Raw genomic sequence first — 21,033 nt, forward strand, 5'->3', positions numbered from 1 at the left:
CCCCGAGGGCGACCCCCGGCCCCTGCCGTACCTGTGGGACGAGGCCGACCAGGCCGCCGGCTCCTTCGCGCTGAACCTTGAGGTCCACCTGTCGAGCGCGGCGATGCGCGAACAGGGGCTTGCACCGCTGCGCCTCAGTCATGGCTCGGCAGATGCGATGTACTGGACGATCGCGCAGATGGTGGCCCACCATGCCTCCAACGGCTGCGCCCTGCAGAGCGGCGACCTGCTCGGCACCGGCACTCTCTCTGGCCCGAGCGAGGATTCGCAAGGCAGCCTGATGGAAATCACCCGCAGCGGCGCAAAGCGGCTGACCCTGCCCACCGGCGAAACCCGTGCCTTCCTGGAGGACGGCGACGAACTGGCACTGTCCGGCAGATTCGAGGCGGAAGGCTTCCGCCCCATCGGCTTCGGGGCCTGCACCGGCATCGTCGAAGCGGCTCGGACGGTCTGACCCGCTGCTTCAGAACGTGAAGGTCACCACGATCGAATCGGCATAGGCGCCGGCCTTTACGTACTGGCTTACGGGTATCCGCCCATAGGCCGTCTTCGTTGCGTTGAAGCTGAGCAGGTTGTTGATCGTCATCGTCTGCGATGTTCCGCCGTTGCTGCCGTTGCCCCAGATCGCGGCATAGCCGTTGTCCTGATAGATGTTGTAGCCCAGCCGCGCAGTGCCGTTGGCCATCTGCCGCGCCGCCGCCGTAGTGGATGTGCCCGCACTAAGCCCCAGATCGACCGTGGCGGTCATCGGCACGCTGACCGAGATGCAGCTGGCATTGACCGTCGCAGTGGCGGCTGCCGGGCTGCTACTGCCCGGATTATAGGTCCCGAAGCTCAGGTTGGTGGCTGAAACGCTGCAAATGCACACGATGCAGCCCGCCGCCGAAGCCGGCGCGGGCGGCACAAGCCCTCCGGCCAGCCCGCCGAAAGCCAGCGCGGAACGGATAAAGGCGGCACGGCTCATGACCTTGTGTCCTTCTGCTCTCATTTCTGCGCCCATTCGGTATCGGACACGCAGGCGGTCGGCGTGATGGCGGTCAGCCGGGCCTCGCCCGACAGCTGAGGAATGATCGCACGGCACGATCCTGCCGGGCCTGACACGCGCAGCGCAGCGCCGCCGACATAGGCGTCGATCCAAACCTCGCCGTCGTAGCCTACGACACCGATGCCCCCCGCCCAGGCGAATCTCGATCCGATGCGGATCGGATTGCCGTGGCTGTCGACCAGCCGCAGCCGCGCGCCCTGCTCGGCCGCGCCGCCGAAGGACACCCGCACCGCCTGCCGCCAGCCGGGCGCGATTACCTGCGCCGCCGCATCCAGCCCTTCGTCGACGGGCATGTCGGCCGGGTCCACGCCGATGTGGTTCTCGGCATAGGGCTGCAGGCCGGTGACGATCACCCGCCGCCCCGTCTGCGCCTTGCGGGGCCGGGCGCGGTTCTCCACCAGCACGGTGACCGGCGTATCGCTGTCTACATCGACCAGCGCAAAGCCCTGATCGATGTGCTGGGTGGCCAGCAGCGTGCCGTCCACGCGCAGCAGTCCGCCGCGCGCGTTGACCTGCACGCCTTGCTGGCCCTGCCGCTGGGCCGCGTCGATCCGCACGTCGCCCGCGCCGGTGCGATAGGACACCCCGCCTTCTACCCAGGCGGTGCCCCGGTCCACCCCGGCCAGCGCGCGCAGGCCCATGCCGCTATCGTCGGGCAGGCTCTGGTCATAGGTAAGCGCAGCGCGGCCCTGTTCGGCGATAGCGCTGACATGGCGGCGCGGCCCCAGCGGCACGGTGAGCGAGCCGAAAAAGCCCAGATCCCGGCTGCCACGATCGCTCTGCCTCTCCCGGCGCGGCTCGCTGCCGCGCGCGGTGTACTGGACACCGACCGACAGGTAGCCGCCCCGCAGGTTCGTGGAATAATAGACCGAGGCAAGGTCGAAACGGCTCGGCGCTTCCCCGCCGATACCCTGACGCAGGCGCGCATAACTGGCGTTGATGTTGCCCACCCATCCCAGCGACAAACCACCCGCCACCGCCAGTTCGCTGCGTCCGCCGCCGTTCTGGCGTGCCTCGCCCACTTGCCGGAACCGGGCGTCGGCGTGCTCGTAGCTGGCGCTCAGGGTATAGGCTGCGGTGATGCGCTGTGCCTGCGCGCGGATCAGGGTGCCGGTGCCCGCGCTACCCTGCGAAACCGCGCCCGAGAGCGAAACTTCACCCAGCGGTTCGATGACCATGGCCCCGCCCAGCCCGGCCATGCGCGTTGCCTGACTGACTTCGACGCGCCCTTCCACGGTCAGCCTATTGGTCAGGCCCCGACGCAGCCCGGCAGCGGCGAACAGCGGCCCGTAGGCAAAACTGTCAAAGCCGTAGTCCTTGCGCAGCGCCCCCGCCTCCACCGCGAATTCGCTGAGACCGGGGCGCAGCAGGTTGGGGCTGGCATAGAAGCTGCGCGTCACCTGCCGGGTGTTTCCGGCCAGATCGCGCACGCTCATCGTCACCTGCCCGGCGCCCGTCAGGCGCGGCTGCAGGGCAAGATCGAACGTCCCCGGCCCGACACCCAGCGACTGGCGCGAACTTTGTGAAAGCAGCTCCACCGTCGAAGGCGTCAGCGCGCTGCCCGATATTACCGGCAGCGGAAAGTTGATCGCCTGCGGGTCGAGCGAAAAGTCGGTACCCAGAAACACGCCGCCATAGAGCACCGGCCGGCTCCACGGCGCACCGCGGCCCACCGTATCGCCCAGCACCAGCCGCATGCGCCGGTCCGGGAAATCGCGGCGAAGCGCCGTGTCGAGCCGCACCACGCCCCGGTTGCCGCTGTCCACCAGAAAGCTGGAATCGGCGACGCCCCAGCCGCCCGAAAAACCGGCATCGACAAGCCCGCTCAGCTGCGCCTTGCCGCTCCAGTTGGAGGCGGTCAGGTCGTAGTCCAAGAACTGCGCGGGCACAGCGGGCGCGACCGGCACCCTGCGATGGTCGGCATCGATGACGAGGCGCGGGAACAACGTAGCATCGGCGTCCACGCGCAGGATGCCGCCGTCCGTGTCGAGATGCGCGACAAGGCCCTTCACCCCGTCGAGCGAGACATAGCTTTCGCCTTCGAGGACCTGCGCGGGTGTGAACACCCTCCCGGTCAGGCCCCAGGCCTCCAGATCGCTGCGCCGCGCCAGCAGGCGGCCCTCATGCACCAGAAGCAGACCGGGCTCTGCCATCACCTGCCCGTTGACGACCACGCCGACCGGCATCGGCAGCGCGGCCGCGCCGGGCGCTTCCTGCGCCGATACGCATCCCGCGCCAAGGCCCATGGCCGAAGGCAGGGCGAGAACTGCCGCCAGGGCGGCCCTCATATGTCGGGGCGCGAGCGGCATCGGCCGGGCCCATTATTTCGCAGGATCGAGAGCGACGTCGAATTCGCCCTCTTCGGCGCGTACATGCGCGGCCGAAACTCCGCCGGCAGGCAAGCGCTCCACCGGCACCACCTGCGCGCTGCCCGCCAGAAGGTAGAAGGCGCGCTCGGTGGCAACCGCGTCGCCGCCTGCACCTTTCAGGGCGACGGTCAGCACCTTGACGTGGGCAGTGCCCGAATTGGCAAGCCGTAGCGCCTTGCCGGACAGCGAGGCGGTCAGGTGCGGCGCGGCCTTGTCGCCCGCGCGGAATACCGGGATCGAGATGCGCAGCAGCGTCTGCACGGTGCCGGGAACGTCGAAAGCGGGATCGGGAAGCTGGTCGACGATCAGGCGCCACTGCCGTTCGGCCGGGTTTGCCGAAGCATCGGCGGGCAGGCTGCACCGCACCAGCCGGGTAGCGCCCGGCGCGATCGCGGCAATGGCGGGATTGATCACGAAACCGGGGTCGGGCCCCAGGATGTCGGCGCCGCTTTCGTCGCGGCTCCAGGCATAGCTGCGGATCTGCACCGTCACGGGCTGGTCGGAACTGTTGCCCAGGGTCAGCGAGCAGAAACGGCGGCCCGCAGCCACATCGACGCGCACCGGCATGACGCTGAGCGAACCGGCCCGCGCCGGTGCGGCGCCAAGCGCGCCGAACAGGGCAACGAGCGCGAGCACGGCCGCGGTCGATACAGGTACGCGCCGGCTGGTCATCTCAGTAAGTGACCGTGACGGTGACGGAGTCGGTGTAGGCACCGGCGGTGGTGTTCTGGCTGCCGGGAATGCGGCCGTATACGGTGTACGCGGTGGCAGTGGTGCCGGCGGTGCCGGTCACGGTGTCGGTGCCGATGGTGTTGCCCCAGTTGGTGGCGCGGGTGGTGTCCTGATAAAGCGCGTAGTTGAGCGTATGGCCGCTGCTGGTCAGCTTGCGCACGGTGGTGGTGGCACCGGTGCCCCCGCCAGCGCTGAGGCCGACGTTATAGGCCGTGCCCTGGGTGCAGGTCACGTTAAGCGTGGTCGATGCATCGACGTTGGCGGTCGAGATCGGATTGTAGGTCCCGAAGGCCAGCGGGCTGGCCACGACGGTACAGGTAGCCTGCACGGTCGCCGTCACCGCGATGGTGTCGGTCGCCGTTGCCGCCAGTGCGGCCTGGGGAGCGAGGGTGAAACCAGCGGCCAGGACAAGCCCGGCGGCAAGGGGGCGAAGGCAGGCCGGAGCCGTGCGGGTATGGTGAACGTTGCTCATGGCAGACGTTTACCAAGCGGTCCTTGCGCAGCCTTCCAACGTCCCCCCCGGTGTTCCCCGTAAGCGGCACGCAAGCATTCGTCAGGCCCGGACATGTCCGCCCGCAACGCTCGGGCGATTTCGAGTTGCCCCGTTGCGAAAACCCCGATGTCTGACGGCGCTGTGCTTTTGCCGCGCGGGTGCAACTGGCAAGGTCCGCGCCAAGGGAGACCAACTTCCCGGGAGAGACGAAACCTTGCGCTATCTATCGGAAATCGCGGCCGCCTGGCGCCCGCTGCTCGCCGCGACGCTGGGCATGGGCACGGGCATGTCGATCATCGGGACGGTCACCAGCGCCATTGCGCCCACGCTCGTCACCGATGCCGGCTGGTCGAAGGCGGACTTCGCCATGGTGGGCACGCTGGGCCTGCTGACGGCACTGGCGATGCCGTTCATCGGGCGCCTGGCAGACGTTCTGGGGGTCAAGCTGACCGCGCTGATCGGCATCGTCGCCATGCCGCTGACCTTCCTGGCCTACAGCTTCAACGGCGGTTCGTTTCGGATCTATCTTGCCGTCTTCATCTTCCAGAGCGTGGTCTGCGTGACGACCACCGCCACCGTCTATACCCGGCTGGTGGTGCAGCACGTCATCCATGCACGCGGGCTTGCTCTGGCGATCGTCGCCTGCGGACCGGCGCTGTTCAGCGCGGTCGGCGGGCCGATACTCAACGAATTCGTCGAGGCCAACGGCTGGGCGGCAACTTACCGTGCACTGGCGGTCTTCGTGGCGGTCACCGGGGTCGTGACGTTCCTGCTGATCCCTTCCACCGGCCGCAACCACGCGCTGGCCGTCCTGACCCCCAAGCGCCGCGCCCGCGACGACTATCCCGAAGTGTTCCGCGAGCCGGCGTTCTGGATTCTCTTCGCCTCGATGTACCTTTGCAACCTGCCGCTGACGCTGATCCTGGTGCAGCTCAAGATGCTGGTGCTCGACAACGGCATCACCGGCGAAGGCGCCTCGATCATGTTCACCGCGCTGGCCCTGGGAATGCTGCTGGGGCGGTTCATCACCGGCGTCGCGCTCGACCGTTTCGCGCCGAACCTGGTCTCTTTCTTCACGCTGGGGCTGCCTGGCATCGGGCTATACGTGCTCGCAACCAGCTACGACGCGCCTTCGGTCGTTACCGCCGCCATCTTCAGCCTGGGCTTCGCGGTGGGCGCGGAAGGCGACATTCTGGCTTATCTCGTCGCACGGCATTTCCGCTCGGGCATCTATTCCAGCGTGCTGGGGTTGCTGACGGGTGTATGCTCGCTGGCAGCGGCCTCGGGAGCGATGCTGCTCAGCCTGACGCTGGCGCGCACCGGCAGCTTCAACACGTTCCTCGTCATCACGGGGACATCGGTACTGATCGGCTCGCTGCTGCTTCTGCTGCTGCGCCGCCCCGCGCACGTCGAAGTCGTCGGGGAGCCGACGCCGGCCTGAACGCCTTGCTGATCCGCCCTGAATACTGCCCCACCGTCCGCTTCTCATGAGCGGCGACAGGGGTTCAGGGCGGCAGGCTCAAAGCCCGTTGCAGTGGACGTGAACTTTCGTTTCGGCATTCGGCCCCCGCAGGTTCTCGAACATCGCCGGCAGATCGGCGAGGCCCACACGTCCGCTGACGATGGCCTTGGGGTCGGCATGGCCGCCGCCGTGGATGCTGTCCCGGTCGAGCATCTGCGCGATGGTGAGAAATTCGCGCATCGAATAGCCGACCGCGAAGTGCATCGAGACGCACTTGTAGCTGGCCATGCCGGGGATCACCGGATCGGGCGAGGTACAGAAACCAAGGCTGACGATCCGCCCGAACGCCGCTGCATGCAGCACCGACCTGCCGAGCATCCCTTCCGCGCCTACGCATTCGAGTACCACCTGCGGCGCCCCGCCCAGAGCCTCGACCACTTCGCCCACCTCATTGTCGCCGAAAGCGACGAAAGCGTCGGCGCCCATCTCGATGCACAGGTCCTTCCGGCGCGAAGAGCGCGACATCGCGACTATTCGCCCCGCGCCCAGCCGCCGCGCCCAGTAGATAGCGTAAAGCGCCACCGTCCCGCCGCCCAGCACCAGAACCCGCTCGCCCGGACGAATCCTGGCCATCTGCGCGCCGTAGAGGCTGATCGCCATCGGCTCGATCAGTGCACCGTCCGCCATCGAGAGCGTCGAGGGCAGGCGCGTTGCCACGCTCACCGGGACTTTCGCCAGCTCGGCGAAGCCGACCGAGGCCGTCACCGTGCTCTCACGGCACAGCACGTTGTTGCCGTGGGCCGTGCATATCTCGCAGCTCCCGCAGGCAACCGAGGGCAGGACTGCCAGCGGGTCGCCCACCTTCCAGCCCGTCACACCCTTGCCCACTTCGGCGACGGTGCCGGCATATTCATGCCCGAACTGGACCCCGTTTCCAAAGTCCCAGGCACCGCCCCTCGTCATCGACAGATCGGTGCCGCAGATGCCGCAGCGGTCCACGCGAATCAGAAGTTCGCCGGGGCCGGGCTGGGGATCGGCGATCGTCTCGATGACGATGGGCTTGCCCTGCCCTGGATATATTGCTGCCTTCATGACCTTTTCTCCAGCAGGTCGTAGCGCTGGATATAGTCGGTAAACGGCGCGCGCGCCTCATCCGTGCTCATGCCGTAATCGGTAATGGAGTAGCGGTGGACACCCCGGCTGAGTTCCGGCTTTTCATCGATACGCCGCCCCAGCGCCGCGCGGGTTTCCTCGGGAATCTCCATGTCGATGAAGCGATAGATCGCCTCCACCGTCTCCATCGGCCGGGCATGGAAATCGGCATGGACGACATCGAGCACCTGTCCGGGGAAAGCTGCGCGTACCGCGTCCGCCTTCTTCACCGCGTTCGCCCATTTGGCGACTTCGCGGCGCAGCAGGTTCTCTGCGCGCTGCCGGGTCCGGTCAGGTTCCATCAGGCCGTTCAGGTTCATCAGCAGCGAAACGAGGCTCGGCAACGCCTTGCCTGGATCGCGGTGTGTCTGGATCACCCGCGCATCGGGGAACACTGCAAAGAGCAGGTCGAGATGCTCGATATGTCCCGGATTCTTGAGCAGCCAGCGCTTGCCCGGATCGTTCGCGCCGATCAACTGGACGCAGCGGTGGAAGTGACGATAGGCGCCCGCCTCGCTGGTGCATTGCCACCAGGCATCATAGGTCGCGGCCGACCAGCCGCACGACCACAGGTTTGAGACGAACGACTGACGCAGTACCATGCAGCATTCGTGCACTTCCTCGGCGGCGCGAAAGTGCGCGGCCTTGGCATTCGGCGCGGCGGTATATTGCGCGTCGAGCGCGGCCACGGTCTTGCGGTACTGCGGATACTCGGCCCAGCGCTCCATCGGCGGGCGCGGCATCGGGCTGTCGAGCAGCCACGTCTCCAGTCCCTGGAACCGAGGGTCCACCGCCAGCAGCCGGTGCAGTGCGGTGGTGCCGGTGCGCGGCACTCCGGTGATGACCACGGGCGAGAGGATCCCCCGCGCGTCGAAACCGGGATTGGCCTTCATCGCCGCGACCGCCTGCGCCCGCCCGCGCAGTACGCCCACGACCATCCCCCACGCGGCCCGGCGCCCCATGTCCGAAAAGCGCGGATCGTAGTCCATCGACTGCAGCAGCACAGTGAGGCCGGGCAGGTAGTCGCCCGGACCGAAATCGTCCGAGCCGACCTCGGCCGCGACGATTTCGTGCAGCTGGGCCAGCGAATGGCGGAACGCGCCGGGCGGATCGTAGCTCAGGTCCATGCGCTGCGCCGTTCCTTCACCAGCGCCTCCTGCGTTGGCAGGCAACCACGCGGCGGCGGATTTCCTCGGCGCGCTGCTCGGGACTTACGGCGGGGGTATCGGAGGGAAGATGGGCGCGCAGGTCCGCCAGCTTGACGCGCGTGATCGTGGGGACCGGCTCGCTGTCGCAATCGTACCAGCGGCCATAGATGCCGCCCTCGGTGTAGCCGGCGGGGTCCAGCCAGTTCGGGACGCCCGGATCGGTAAGTGCGATCACGCCCCGGTACTTCCCGTCGCTGGACAGCGTAGCCATCGCGCCATTGGTGCTACTCAGGCGGTAGACGTATTCGAGCGCGTTGAAATAAGGATCGTTGAGCTGGACGTTCCAGTAAGGCGCGCGCGCCGGAATGTCCGTCTCGATGATCAGTGCCTCGTCGTCCTCCAGTTGGAAGCAGGCCGGCCAGTAAGTCTGTTTCACCAGCGCGCCAGGGTAGCGGACCGGCTGGAACGTGTTGAAGCCCACGCTCTCCTTCACCCCGTTCTGCATCGGATAATAAAGCGCCGTCTTGCGTGCCGGCAGCTTAGCCATCTCCTGGATGCGGCGCAGGATTTCCTCGGGCGAAAGCCGCGGCTTCGGACCTACTGCATCGAGGCACTCGATCGAGATCACCGGATCGATCTCATTCGCCCAGTCATACATCCGATAGCGCGTGAACATACCGCGCGCGGATGGGTCGATCGGTGCCCAGTGGCCGTCATACCCGTCTGGCCGCCTGGCACTGAAGATGATCGAGAAATCCTCACCCAGAGCAATACCAAGATCATTGGTGTCGAGTTCGTTGTGCCCATTGGGGCGCGGCATCTCGTCCACCGTGCCCGATAGCGCGGCCTGCGTGGTGAAGGACAGGATGCGGCAGGTGCCCCGATTACCAGAGACCCGGTAGGTCAGGTCGCCCCGGATCGGCGACTGGACGTAGATGTCGTCGGGGTTGGGCTGCAGCGTGTAGACCGGATTCCACAGCGGCGCCCAGTCGGGATGCTCGGAATCGGCGTGGAAATACATGAAGTAGGAATAGGACAGACTGGCCATCGACTGCCGATAGACGTCGGCGCGGTATGCCGGATCGTCAGGCCGCCAGGTATCCTTGAGGTTGTCGACCGCGCCTTCGAGGTTGGCGAGATAGGAAAGGATGCTGTGCTCGATCTGCATGCTCATTCTCCTCAGCGGCCGCCGGTCATGAAGGATGGGTCGATGGCGCCGGTGTAGACACCGCTGGCAAAGCCTTGGTCAGTCAGCAGGAAAGCCCCGGTGACGGGGGCATTGAGGCGCGAATTCAGCAGTACCAGTGGCCAGGCCTGTTCCTCCGCCGTAGCCATCCGGCCGAGTGAGGGGTAAGGCCAGGCATCGAGGAAGCCCTCAGGCAGGTGCTGCCCCTGCTCGTCCATGAAGGCTGTCCTGGTCGGACACGGACCGATTGCGTTGAGGCGGATGCGTCGCTCGTTGCCCAAGCGCACGGCGGCGTTCTGCACCCAGACCACTAGCATCTCCTTGGACGAGGTATAGCCATCCCGCACGCGGTTGGCCGGGTCTGCCTCGCACCACGCCGTAGCGGCATCCGGGTCGGCGATCGCCAGCATTTCCAGGCTCTGCACCAGGTTCTTCTGCCAGCCCAGCGCCGCGTCGGACGAGATCAGGGCGATCCCCGCGCCGTCGCCCAGGGCAGGCTCCAGACACTCCACGAAATAGCGGGTGCCGATGTAATTGACCTTCATGCAGTAAAGCGGGCCCTTCACGCTCGGCGGCAGGCCAGCGCAGGGAAACACGAAGTCGATGGGCGCCTGCGCGCCAAGCGCTTCGGCCACGGCGCGAACGGCCGCGAAATCGGCGAGATCGCATTGGTGAAAACTCTCGTGCGCGACCGTTGGCGCGCGAATGTCGACGATATGAACGCGCGCGCCCAGTTCGCTGAGGATGCGCGCAACCTGTTCGCCCATCCCCGAGGCCCCGCCGGTCACCACCACCGTCTTGCCGCCATAGCCCAGGCCATCGAGGTTCAGCATCGCACCGCTCTCCTTGCTCTGCCCCCATTTATCGGGGAGTCGCCGATATTGATAGTACGTACTATCTTATGCGACCAGAGAGCGCCCATCGCCCGGGCGGAAAACAGATAGTGCGCAAGTGCTACTCAATCAGGAGCATTCGAACCCCTCCTCGTCATTGCAGGCATAACGAAGCAACCCGGGACCGCGTAAAACCGCGCCGGGCTGCTTTGTTAATTTGGCAATGACGAAAGGCGGAGGGCTACTCTGCCGCCACAGCCTTGGCGGTTTCGTTCTCCGCCGCGAATTTGCGGGCGAGAACGGCGCAGACCATCAGTTGGATCTGGTGGAAGAACATCAGCGGCAGGATGATCGCCCCCACCTGCGCCGCCGGGAACAACACCCCGGCCAGCGGCACGCCCGTTGCCAGGCTCTTCTTGGAACCGCAGAACAGCAGCACGATACGGTCCTCGCGCGGGAAGCCCAGCATCCTGCCGACCAGCGACGCCGCCACCATCACCACTGCCAGCACACCGAGCGAAAGCAGCGCGATCAGGCCCAGTTCACCCAGCGTCACCTTCTGCCACAGCCCCTCGATCACGGCGGCCCCGAATGCGGTGTAGACCACAAGCAAGATCGAGCCGCGATCGACGTATCCGAGCAGCTTCTTGTTGCGCGTCACGAACTTGCCGATCCAGGGGCGCAGGAAATGACCCGCCAGAAACGGCAGCAACAGCTGCGAGGCAATGGCGATGACCGGATCTGCCGAGAAGCCCTGGCTCTTGCCGGTAATCAGCAAGGCGGTCAGCACCGGCGTGATGAAGATGCCCGCGAGGTTCGAGAACGAGGCGCTACACACCGCTGCCGCCACGTTGCCGCCGGCAATCGCGGTGAACGCAATCGACGACTGCACGGTCGAAGGCAGCAGCGTCAGGAATAATACGCCCGTCGCCAGCGACGGTTCGAGACCGGGTATCGCCCGCACGCCCAGCCCGATAATCGGGAACAGCACGAAGGTAGTGGCCGCCACCGTCAAGTGCAGCTTCCACGCTTTCGCCCCATCGAGCACCGCCTGCCGCGAGAGCTTGGCGCCGTGAAGGAAGAACAGCAGCGCAATGCCAGCATCGGCCACGCCGGCGGCGATATCGGCCCAGATCCCCCGTGCGGGAAGCACCGAAGCCAGACCGACCGTGCCAACCAGCAACAACAGGTAAGGATCAATGTTCAAGCGCGCCAGCAGAGCCTTCATCGGTATTACGTCCTAACCGTCAAAGCCACTTCTGCTCGCGATACCACTGCGCGGTGGCCTTCAGGCCTTCTCGCGTTTCGATGCGGGGTTGCCAGAGCGTGGCGGGAACCGCAGCCTCGGGCGAGACCACCCAGTCCGGATGGCTGAAATAGGCGGCACGGTCGAGCGTCATTTTTGCGCGGGTGCCGCGCAAAAAATTGTCGATGCGCGCCACTGCGGTCAGCATGCGGCGCGACATGCCGATCACGCGCGGGCGTTTGCCCATGGCCCAACCGATCGCCATCGCTGTCTCGTAGTGGTCCCAGCCCTGCGGCTTGCCGTCGTCCGGCTCGAAAACACGGCCGCTGACGCCGTCCGTCACTTCGCCCACCATCTCGCCGTCGCCGGGGACCAGTGCCACCAGCAGCCGCGCCAGATCCTCGACGTGGATCATCGAGGCGCGCCCGTCCTTGGGCATTGGCAATACGCCCCAGCGTACAGCCCGGAAAAGCTCGAACATTTCCTTGTCGCGCGGTCCGTAGATCGCGGGCGGACGCACGATGGTCCAGTCCAGCGGGCTGGCCATAAGGTATTTCTCGGCCTTGGCCTTGGACGCGCCGTAAGCGGAAAGCTCAGGCTCGCGCGCAGAGAGCGAGGAAACGTTGACGAAGCGGCGCACGCCGGCTTCAATCACCGTCTCGATCATGTTGAGCGTGCCGGTGACGTTACCTTCCTCGAACCCGGCGGCATCGGGCGCATTGACCACCCCGGCGACGTGGATCACGCCTTCGGCCCCGCGCATGAGGTCGGCCAGCGCGGCACGGTTGCCCAGGTCGCCGCCGACCCAGTCGACGTTCCGGCGCTCGGGCTGGGTGCGCCGGGTCAGCGCGCGCACCGCATAGCCCGCCTCGAGCGCGGCCTCGAGCACGGCCTGGCCAACAAATCCGGTCGCGCCGGTCAGGGCGATGATGGGGCGTTCTATCACTTCGTGACCACCTGAGACTTCATCACCATCTGGTCGCGGTGGACCACCGACGAGCGTGGCGCATAGCCGAGCACGCGTTCCTGATCGCTGGAATGGAGACCGACGATCGCCGCGCATTCAGCGCCGTCATACTCGGACAGGCCATGCGCCAGCACGCGGCCCTCCCCGTCGACGATGGCCACCGGATCGCCCCGGCTGAACACACCCTCGACCGCCGTGACACCCTTGGCCAGCAGGCTGGAGCCACGACCCAATGCGGCAGCAGCTCCGTCGTCGACGATGAGTTCGCCCTTGAGCCGCAGACGCCCGCCCAGCCACGCCTTGCGCGCACCGGCCTTGCCGCGCGGCACGAACAGAGTGCCGATGCCTGCCGTGATGATACGTTCGACCGGCCTGTCGTGCTGGCCATTGCCGATGACGAGGCAGATGCCTGCCAGTTGCGCGATCTCGGCGGCCTGCAGCTTGGAAACCATGCCGCCCGAACCCATGCCGGAATTCGATTCGGTGCTGGCCATTGCCTGCACTTCGGCGGTCACGCCCTCGACCACCGGGATCATCTGCGCGCCCGGCAGCTTGGGGTGGCGATCGTATAGACCGTCGATGTCGGAAAGCAGTACGACCGCGCTCGCCCGCGCCGCCTGCGCCACGCGCGCGGCAAGGCGGTCGTTGTCGCCGAAGCGGATTTCCTGGGTCGCCACAGAATCGTTTTCGTTGATGACGGGCACCGCGCCCGCATCGAGAAGGCGGCCCAACGTGGCGGTAACGTTGAGGTAGCGGCGGCGGTCTTCCAGATCTTCCAGCGTGAGCAGCATCTGCGCGGCAGTGATGCCGTGGCTGCCCAGCAGCTGCGCCCACAGCCCCGAAAGCGCGATCTGGCCAACCGCGGCGGCGGCCTGCGCATCGGCAAGGCTGCCGCGTCCGCCCTTTTCCAGCCCCAGCGTCGCCGCGCCCAGCGCGATGGCGCCAGAAGACACGACGATCACGTCCTGACCCCGGCTGCGCGCCTCGGCGATCTCGGCGACAAGACCCGCCACCCAGGCACGCCGAACACCTTCCGGGCCGACAAGCAGCGCCGATCCCACCTTGATGACAAGACGGGGAGACAGGGATGCGTCGGAAAGGTCGGAGAGTCGGGAAATGGGCATGGGAACGCCAGCCTCTAGGGTAATCGCCACGTGGAGGAAAGCACGAGCTTACGCGGATGGACGCGGACGAGGAACGGGTGAGACGCTAAAGCCGGGGTGCGCGGGGCGGTGGCTTTGGCAGGCCAAGCCTGCACCGGGTGCGCGATATTCGAGCCGGCTCCGTGCGGCGGCCTGCCACCCGGAGCGCACTGCACCTAGCCTCCGCTCAGGCCGATCCTGTCGAAGCCTCCGCGCCCGCCTCCCCGCAGCTACCTCAGATGGGCGACCACGGCTTTTCGTCCAGCTCTTCCTGTGCGCCCTGGGGACGCTCGGTCACCGTCGCGGCAGGGAGATAGTCGATGATCGCGTCCAGCAGCTTGGACATACCCCTGCCGGTGGCGCCGGAGATCGGGAAGACTTCGTCGGCCCCAGCCTTCAGGAGCAGCTTGGCAAAGTCCGCCGCAAGCGCATCGTCGACAAGGTCGCACTTGTTGAGCGCGACCAGGCGCGGCTTGTCCGACAGCTCTTCGCTGTAGGCTTCCAGCTCCTCCTCGACGATATGCATCGCCTCGACGGGATCGGCGTTGGAAATATCGATGAGATGCACCAGCACGCGGCAACGCTCGATGTGGCCGAGGAACCGGTCACCCACGCCCGCGCCTTCGGCGGCGCCGGCGATCAGGCCCGGAATATCCGCCACGACGAACTCGCGGTGCTTGTGCGTAACGACGCCCAGCTGGGGTCGCAGCGTGGTGAAAGCGTAATCGCCCACCTTGGCCTTGGCGTTCGACAGCTTGTTGATGAAGGTCGACTTGCCCGCGTTGGGCATGCCCACCAGGCCGACGTCGGCCAGCAGCTTGAGGCGCAGCCACACCCACTGCTCAACAGGCGCAATGCCGGGTTGGTGCTGGCGCGGGGCGCGGTTCGTGCTGCTCTTGTAGCTGGCGTTGCCCCGGCCGCCCATGCCGCCTTCCATGAAGACTACGCGCTGGCCGGCCTGCGTCAGGTCGAGGAGCACGGTATCGCGGTCCTCGTCATCGGCGATGACCTGCGTGCCGATCGGAACCTTGATCACCAGATCCTTGCCCGCCGCGCCGTTGCGGTTCTGGCCCATGCCGTGGCCGCCGCGCGGGGCTTTGAAGTGCTGGGTATAGCGGAAGTCGATCAGCGTATTGAGGCCTGCAACGGCCTCGAAGATGATATCGCCGCCCTTGCCGCCGTTGCCGCCGTCAGGGCCGCCGTATTCGACGTACATCTCGCGCCGGAAGCTGACCGCACCGGGACCGCCGCCGCCCGAACGAGTGTAAATCTTGGCCTGATCTAGAAAATGCATGGTTCGTCGCTTCCGGCGCTACTACGGCGCCTAACTTGCGACTGGCCCCGGCTGCCGGGACCCGAAACCGTCCCGTATGTGCCACCTGCCGCAGATAAACAAAAAACCCGGCCGTGTTCCGGGCCGGGTGATGCCCGGATGATTTCCGAACATGCCTAAAACTCTAAATGCTCGTCCTCACTGGTGGAGCCGAGGGGGATCGAACCCCTGACCTCGTCATTGCGAACGACGCGCTCTCCCAGCTGAGCTACGGCCCCGTTCCAGTACTACGCCCCCAATGCAGCTTGCGCCGTATCGGGTGCGTCCCTTTAGCGAAGAGAACCGCGCCCGAAAAGGGCAAAAATGCATGGCGCGCGAATCACAAGAGCCGCGCGCCATGCGAAAGACTTACTGGGCGGAAGCCTGCGTCTGCGCGGCCGGCTGCGCCAGCGTCTGTTCGGATGTGGGTCGCACGGTGATCAGCCCGCCTGCACCATAGCGCGACTGCCATGCGGCAAGGTCTGCCCGGTACTGCTCGTAAGCGGTGAAGAACTCCTTGAACGGCGCCTCCAGCTTGGCGAGGCCCTGATAGGAATAGGTTTCGAACTGGCCCGGCTCGACCGTGACAAGCTCGGCACTGAGTTCCATGGCCGCCTTGCAGAATCCCGCGTCGACCGGCGGCAGCGAGAAGAAATTGTAGACCTGCGTCTGGTAGGTTTCGCGCGCAACGATCGCAGCGCGGCCCTTATGCTGGGTAAGGAAACTGCGGTCGATTTCCTTCGACGCCTTGTCCAGCGACTTGTCGTACGTCTTCAGGAAGCGCTTGTAGCCGTCCAGGATCGGCGCAAACTGAGGCTCGATGCAGTTCAACGCGGCAACGTTATAGCCGGAACGCAGGTTCCAGATCGTCTGCGACGTGGAAATTCCGTAGTTCACGGTGTGACGCTGGCCATCTTCCGCGACCGGCGGAACCTTCATTTCCAGCGGCGCGCCCATCGGAGGGCTTGGCATGGGCGGAATGACGACAACCGGCGGGGGTGGGGGCGGAGGCGGAGGCGGAGCCTTCGCGCAGCCTGCAAGCGCCGCAAGGGTCACGGCGACTGCCGAGCCCGCCAGCAGCGACAGGCGGCGACGCATGCCCTGTTCGCCAGCCCTTATGTCCATCGCGTTGCTCACCCAAAGTTCTCCATTACAGCGCAAAATGTTTAGCGTTACGAGCCCGTAAAGCAAATGCCCGGTGCGACGAAACGCACCGGGCATCATGACTTTTGCAATCTGCACTGTGGATTAATCGCTTGGGAGGCAGTTTCCTCCGCTTCGGTTGCGATCAATCCTGCACGTATCAGTCGCGCTGGCCCAGGAAGCTGAGCAGGAACTGGAACATGTTGATGAAGTCCAGATAGAGGCTCAGGGCGCCCAGGATCACGGCCTTGCCGACAAAGTCGGTACCGCGAAGCTGTGCGTACTGGTTCTTGAGCATCTGCGTATCATAGGCGGTAAGGCCCGCGAAGATCAGCACACCGAGGACCGAAATCGCCAGCTGCAGCGTGCTGGAGCCGAGGAACATGTTGAGCAGCGACGCGATCAGAATGCCGACCACACCCATGATGAGGAACGTGCCGAAGCCCGACAGGTCCTTCTTGGTGGTGTAGCCATAGAGGCTAAGCGCCGAGAAAGCCGCTGCCGTTGCGAAGAACGTGGTTGCGATCGACGAGCTGGTGTAGATCAGGAAGATCGTCGAGAGCGACATGCCCATAACTGCCGCGAAGGCCCAGTACAGCACCTTCAGGGTCGATTCGCTGAAACGCTGCGCACCGCCGCTGATCGCGAAGACGAAGCCCAGCGGAGCGAGCATGATGACCCACTTGAGCGGGGTCGCCATCACAGCCTGCGTCAGACCATAATTCGCGAAAAGCACTGCGACGACGCCCGAAAGCAGCACGCCCGAGGCCATGTAGTTATAGATAGACAGCATATGCCGCCGCAGACCCGCATCGTACGTAGTCCGGCCGGCGGATTGCCCGTCTAGGCTCGGAGACGCACCGAAGCCCCTGCGGGGCTGGGGGTCGTTCCAATTCGCCATTTCTAACTCCCTTTCGCGGGTCACAGCACAATGCGGACCCGCATGAGAGGGAATATCGCCCCGCCCCGCCGAAGTTTCAAGGAAAACCGGGCCCGGCCATTTGTGACAAAGTGTATAAACGTCCACTTAGCCCCGCGCGCCTACCCCTTCCGGAGCAGTTCCCTGCCGTCAGCCCTTGCGGGCTGCCGCTGCCATCTCGGCATTGCGGTCGCGCGACGCCGTCATCGCATCAGCGATGACTTCAGCGAGGGCACCGCCCGCATCGAGCACGTTCATGCCCGCGCGGGTCGAACCGCCCGGGCTGGCAACCTTGTCTGCCAGTTCGCCCGGCGAAAACTCGGAGGCACCCGCAAGCTGCGCCGCACCTTCGACCATGGCAAGCGCGAGACGCTGCGACTGCGCTTCATCCAGCCCGAGCGCGACGGCGCCGGCCGCAAGACTGTCGATGAAGCGATAGACGAAAGCCGGTCCGCAGCCCGCAAGTGCAGTGACGGCATCGAACAAGTGCTCACCCGCGAGCCATTCGGGCGTACCCAGCGGCGCCATCAGCGCGGTAACGGCAGCGCGGCCGGTCTCGTCAAGACCGCGCGCATCGAGCGCGATGGGCGACTTGCCTATAGCGACGGCAAGATTGGGCATGACCCGCACGGAAGCCCCCACCACGGGAAAACGCGCAGCAAGACTGTCGAATTCGACGCCTGCAAGGATCGAGAACAGAACCGTCTGGCGGCCCAGCAGCGGCGCCAGCAGCGGCGCGACATCGTCCAGCCCCTGCGGCTTCACGCCCAGCAGTACGGCATCGAAGTGGCCTTCGGCAGGAAGCTCACGCAGCAGGGTAACGCCTTCAGGGAGGCCATCGCGATTCGGATCGACAACGGTGAAACGCGAAGCCGGCACACCGCCTGCCAGCCAGCCCGTCAGCATCGCCCCGGCCATGTTGCCGCAGCCTACGAGCAGGATGTTCTGAAACCGGTCCATGTCCATAATCCTCTTGCGCAAAACGCCTGTTCGGCGCGCGGCTTAGGCGAGCGCGATAGACCTGCCAAGACCAAAGCCGGGTCGGTTCAGGCGCGCCGCAGGGTATTCACTGGGCGGCCCTCAGGCTTCTCCGGCGGCGTCGACCATCGCGGCGGCGAGCGCTTCTGCCGGGGTCTTGTCGCCCCAGAGGATGAACTGGAACACCGGGTAGAAACGGTCGCACTCCTCGATCGCGGCTTCCACCACCATCTGCGCCTCGCCCGGACCCAGCAGCCCCTCGGGGCCGAGCATCAGGCCGTGGCGGTAAAGCACCACACCCCCGTTCGACCAGACGTCGAAATGGCCCAGCCAGAGCTGCTCGTTGATGAGCGCCAGCGCTTCGTAGACGGCTGCGCGCTTGCCATCGGCGATGCGGATGTCGGGAAGGCACAGCAATTGCAGCACCCGGTCCTCGGGACGCCAGATCGCCTGAATCTGGTAACTGGCCCAGGCACCCTTCACTTCGGCGGAGATTTCATCCTCGCCGGAATACTCGAAGGGCCAGTCACGCGCCTCAAACAGAGAGGCGAGCATCTCGACGGGCGCGGCTTCGTCGTCATCGCGATCGATATCGTCCTGAACCGTCCTCATAACCTGTGACATCAACCCTCCGCGAATACGGTGCATGGATGCTTCCTGCAGGCGGGATAGCACAATCCGGCACAGGGTGATCGCCTGCGCATAACTGCACAAGCCTGTTCACAGGGTGTGGATAAGAATGAACGCCCGTTCACACAAAGAAAAACCGCCTCTTTTCCTGAACGGTTTGTCGATAATTATCCCGCCATCACTTACCCGAAAGCGCATCCACGACCTGACCCGCCGGGCTGGTCCATGGCAATGTATCGGAGAACCCCTGTTTACGGGCATCGGCGATGAAGGCAGTAGCCGCCTTCTGCGTGGCGAAAGGCCCGATCAGCACGCGATTGGTACGCCCCATCTCGCTGACGTAAGGCTCGCGCCCCTTGAACAGTTCAGGCGTCTCGCGGTTGTAGCGCCGCCAGTCGAAGGCGATCGCCGCCTTATCCCGGCCAACGCCGATCTGGACCCAGATCCGACTTGGGTGCGAGGGCGGCGCGGGCTTCTTCGCCTTAGCCTTGGCGTCCGCGGCAGCCTTGGCTTCGGCGGCCTTGGCTTCGGCAGCCTTGGTTTTTGCGTCCTTCGCCTTGGTATCGACCGCCTTTGCGTCCTTTGCCTTGGGATCGGGCTTGCCCTTGACGTCCTTCGCCTTCTCCTCGACCGGATCGGCTTCGGCGACTTGTGGCAGCTCGATCTTGGGCGGGACCCGGGGCGGCGGCGCAGCCGGGGTTATCATGCGGATATCAACCGCACCCGGCGCCGGGAGGACAGCAGCAGTCGGCTTGCCCAGATCGGCAAAGATGTCAGCAAGAGAAGGCTGGCCGGGACCGGGCGTCGGGGGCGCGTTCACGGCGGCAGGCGGTGTACTTGCCGGCGGCGGCGCTGCCGGCGCTGACGGGGCCTGCGAGGCAGAGGCAGGAACCTGCGAGAGATCGAAACCCGACGCCGCAGGTTTCGGGGCAACCGAGTGCGTTGCCGGAGCCTGAACTGGCGCCGGGACAGCCTGAGCGACGCGGGCCGGAACCGGCGTCGGCGCCTGAGCCAGACCCGGATTCGGGGCAAGGGTCGGCTTGAACGTCTCGACCGTCGAGGGCATTTCCGCCTTGCGTCCCAGCGCCGGCAGTTCTCCGCCGTCACGCTCTATGGTAGGATTTATCTCAGGTGGCACAACCCGGTCCGGATCGGCCGCAGCAAGCGCGGCGGGGCGCGCGGCGACCGGAACCGACTTGCCGGTTTCATCCCTGGCGCCGCGTGTGCGAGGGCCGACCGTCCTTGCCATCCTGCCGGACTTCGACGTGGCGGCAGCGGCAACTTTCGTTCCTGCCTTTACTCCGCCCGTACCGAGCGGCTCCCCTTTGGGGATCAGACCGCCGCCTGCCGCACTGGCGCGCGGCGGCGCATAGGCGGCGATGCGGGCATCGTCGCGGCCGACCTCCGAGGCACGGGGAAAGCGCCCGAGGTTAGCGGCAGCCGCCTGCTGGGCTCTCGTCAGGCGCGGCATGTAACGCAGGTACGGCGCGATGTTCTGGGCGAGCGGAGCCGGCAGGATCTTCTGCGCGACGTCGACCGCTTCATTGGTATTGCCCTCGATCGCGAGCGTGAAGGCGCGGGTGCGCCAGCCGGGCTTGTCCTGCTTGTTGAGCAGCGGCAACAGCGTGCGGTAAGCCGTGCCGCCATCGCCGGCGATCGCCTGGCTGACGGCAAGGCGCGTACGAACCTCATCAGCGACAGCGCCGGAGGTCGCGGTCAGGGCCATCGCGTACTGGCGCTGGGCCGAAGCATTGTCACCGACAAGATCGTAGGCGAGGCCCCGGTCGCCGGAGATCTGCCCGGCGGTAGCGCCGGCCTTCTCCGCCTCGTCGAACAGGGGGATGGCGCTGACGGGGTCGCCGCTGAGGACAAAGGCGCTGCCCATCCCAGCCTTGACACGGGCATTGCCAGGGCCAGCCTCGTCGGCACGGCGATAGAAACCGATGGCAGCAGCATAATCCTGCATCGCCCGCGCCGCATCGCCCGCCTCGATGAGTGCAGGGACATCGCGGGGATTGCGGCCGATCGTGGCGAGGGCGGCGCTGAGGCGCTTGCTGTCAGCACTCGGCAGGGCCTGGACAACGGGACGCGAAACCACTGGCGCGCTCTGAGCCGAAACGCCCGGCGACCATGCCGCAATACCGGCGAGTGCTGCTCCACAGAGCCAGCGCGAAACCAAGTGATCCACCCGCAAGTCCTTCGTCATCCTGCCCGCCGGCCAGCCTCCCCACAAGGCATGTTCCGGCGGCTTACCTGGACGGCCGGGCCATCAGCGC

At 66.0% G+C, this 21,033-nt stretch carries 19 protein-coding genes and 1 tRNA gene; 2 read left to right on the forward strand and 18 right to left on the reverse strand.

Annotation, left to right across the window (positions count from 1 at the left end; all coding sequences use genetic code 11):
* Positions 1-454 (forward strand): fumarylacetoacetate hydrolase family protein (locus GVL61_RS11555; protein ID WP_200844902.1); only part of this gene is annotated, 454 nt, incomplete at its 5' end.
* Between the two features lie 9 nt (positions 455-463).
* On the opposite strand, the gene GVL61_RS11560 is transcribed toward GVL61_RS11555, so the two are convergent.
* From GVL61_RS11560 to GVL61_RS11575, 4 genes are read right to left on the reverse strand one after another with little or no spacing between them, the layout of a single operon-like run.
* Entirely contained in the window at positions 464-964 is a 501-nt protein-coding gene (locus GVL61_RS11560) for a spore coat U domain-containing protein (RefSeq protein ID WP_159980111.1), read from the reverse strand.
* A 20-nt stretch (positions 965-984) separates the two neighbouring features.
* Entirely contained in the window at positions 985-3,333 is a 2,349-nt protein-coding gene (locus tag GVL61_RS11565; RefSeq protein ID WP_235037645.1) for a fimbria/pilus outer membrane usher protein, read from the reverse strand.
* Between the two features lie 33 nt (positions 3,334-3,366).
* Complete coding sequence (locus GVL61_RS11570; RefSeq protein WP_159980123.1) at positions 3,367-4,050, reverse strand: molecular chaperone; 684 nt, start codon at positions 4,048-4,050, stop codon at positions 3,367-3,369.
* 37 nt (positions 4,051-4,087) lie between these two features.
* A complete protein-coding gene (locus GVL61_RS11575) occupies positions 4,088-4,618 on the reverse strand; it encodes a spore coat U domain-containing protein (protein ID WP_159980125.1) in 531 nt (176 codons plus the stop codon).
* 235 nt (positions 4,619-4,853) lie between these two features.
* Between GVL61_RS11575 and GVL61_RS11580 the strand changes: the two genes are divergently transcribed.
* On the forward strand, positions 4,854-6,080 hold the full coding sequence (locus GVL61_RS11580; RefSeq protein WP_159980127.1) for an MFS transporter: 1,227 nt from the start codon (positions 4,854-4,856) through the stop codon (positions 6,078-6,080).
* A gap of 78 nt (positions 6,081-6,158) precedes the next feature.
* On the opposite strand, the gene GVL61_RS11585 is transcribed toward GVL61_RS11580, so the two are convergent.
* From GVL61_RS11585 to GVL61_RS11650, 14 genes are all read right to left on the reverse strand, one after another.
* Complete coding sequence (locus tag GVL61_RS11585) at positions 6,159-7,193, reverse strand: alcohol dehydrogenase catalytic domain-containing protein (protein WP_159980129.1); 1,035 nt, start codon at positions 7,191-7,193, stop codon at positions 6,159-6,161.
* Entirely contained in the window at positions 7,190-8,380 is a 1,191-nt protein-coding gene (locus tag GVL61_RS11590) for a sulfotransferase (RefSeq protein ID WP_159980131.1), read from the reverse strand. The genes GVL61_RS11585 and GVL61_RS11590 overlap by 4 nt, the downstream gene beginning before the upstream one ends.
* 16 nt (positions 8,381-8,396) lie before the next feature.
* Positions 8,397-9,569, reverse strand: coding sequence for a hypothetical protein (locus GVL61_RS11595; RefSeq protein ID WP_159980133.1), 1,173 nt, complete (start codon positions 9,567-9,569; stop codon positions 8,397-8,399).
* A gap of 11 nt (positions 9,570-9,580) precedes the next feature.
* On the reverse strand, positions 9,581-10,420 hold the full coding sequence (locus GVL61_RS11600; RefSeq protein WP_159980135.1) for an SDR family oxidoreductase: 840 nt from the start codon (positions 10,418-10,420) through the stop codon (positions 9,581-9,583).
* A 241-nt stretch (positions 10,421-10,661) separates the two neighbouring features.
* Positions 10,662-11,648 carry a bile acid:sodium symporter family protein gene (locus GVL61_RS11605; protein WP_159980137.1) on the reverse strand — a complete coding sequence of 329 codons (987 nt, stop codon included), beginning with the start codon at positions 11,646-11,648 and terminating at the stop codon, positions 10,662-10,664.
* 19 nt (positions 11,649-11,667) lie between these two features.
* A complete protein-coding gene (locus tag GVL61_RS11610) occupies positions 11,668-12,612 on the reverse strand; it encodes an NAD(P)-dependent oxidoreductase (RefSeq protein WP_200844903.1) in 945 nt (314 codons plus the stop codon).
* Positions 12,609-13,757 (reverse strand): glutamate 5-kinase, encoded by a 1,149-nt coding sequence (gene proB / locus GVL61_RS11615; protein WP_159980141.1) that lies wholly within the window; start codon positions 13,755-13,757, stop codon positions 12,609-12,611. The genes GVL61_RS11610 and proB overlap by 4 nt, the downstream gene beginning before the upstream one ends.
* Positions 13,758-14,010: 253 nt before the next feature.
* The gene (obgE, locus tag GVL61_RS11620) at positions 14,011-15,069 is read right to left on the reverse strand and encodes a GTPase ObgE (RefSeq protein WP_159980143.1); all 1,059 of its coding nucleotides are present in this window, start codon (positions 15,067-15,069) and stop codon (positions 14,011-14,013) included.
* A 181-nt stretch (positions 15,070-15,250) separates the two neighbouring features.
* Positions 15,251-15,326: transfer RNA gene (locus GVL61_RS11625), tRNA-Ala, on the reverse strand.
* A gap of 130 nt (positions 15,327-15,456) precedes the next feature.
* Complete coding sequence (locus tag GVL61_RS11630) at positions 15,457-16,224, reverse strand: hypothetical protein (protein ID WP_235037646.1); 768 nt, start codon at positions 16,222-16,224, stop codon at positions 15,457-15,459.
* Positions 16,225-16,390: 166 nt separating this feature from the next.
* The gene (locus GVL61_RS11635) at positions 16,391-17,131 is read right to left on the reverse strand and encodes a Bax inhibitor-1/YccA family protein (protein WP_159980145.1); all 741 of its coding nucleotides are present in this window, start codon (positions 17,129-17,131) and stop codon (positions 16,391-16,393) included.
* Positions 17,132-17,299: 168 nt separating this feature from the next.
* Positions 17,300-18,109, reverse strand: a complete 810-nt coding sequence (locus tag GVL61_RS11640; protein ID WP_159980147.1) for a pyrroline-5-carboxylate reductase — start codon at positions 18,107-18,109, stop codon at positions 17,300-17,302.
* Between the two features lie 120 nt (positions 18,110-18,229).
* A complete protein-coding gene (locus tag GVL61_RS11645; protein WP_043971182.1) occupies positions 18,230-18,751 on the reverse strand; it encodes a YbjN domain-containing protein in 522 nt (173 codons plus the stop codon).
* Positions 18,752-18,935: 184 nt separating this feature from the next.
* On the reverse strand, positions 18,936-20,963 hold the full coding sequence (locus GVL61_RS11650) for an SPOR domain-containing protein (protein ID WP_159980149.1): 2,028 nt from the start codon (positions 20,961-20,963) through the stop codon (positions 18,936-18,938).
* Between the last annotated feature and the right edge of the window lie 70 nt (positions 20,964-21,033).

The sequence above is a fragment of the Novosphingobium sp. 18050 genome (genome assembly GCF_902706195.1).
Classification (GTDB): domain Bacteria; phylum Pseudomonadota; class Alphaproteobacteria; order Sphingomonadales; family Sphingomonadaceae; genus Novosphingobium.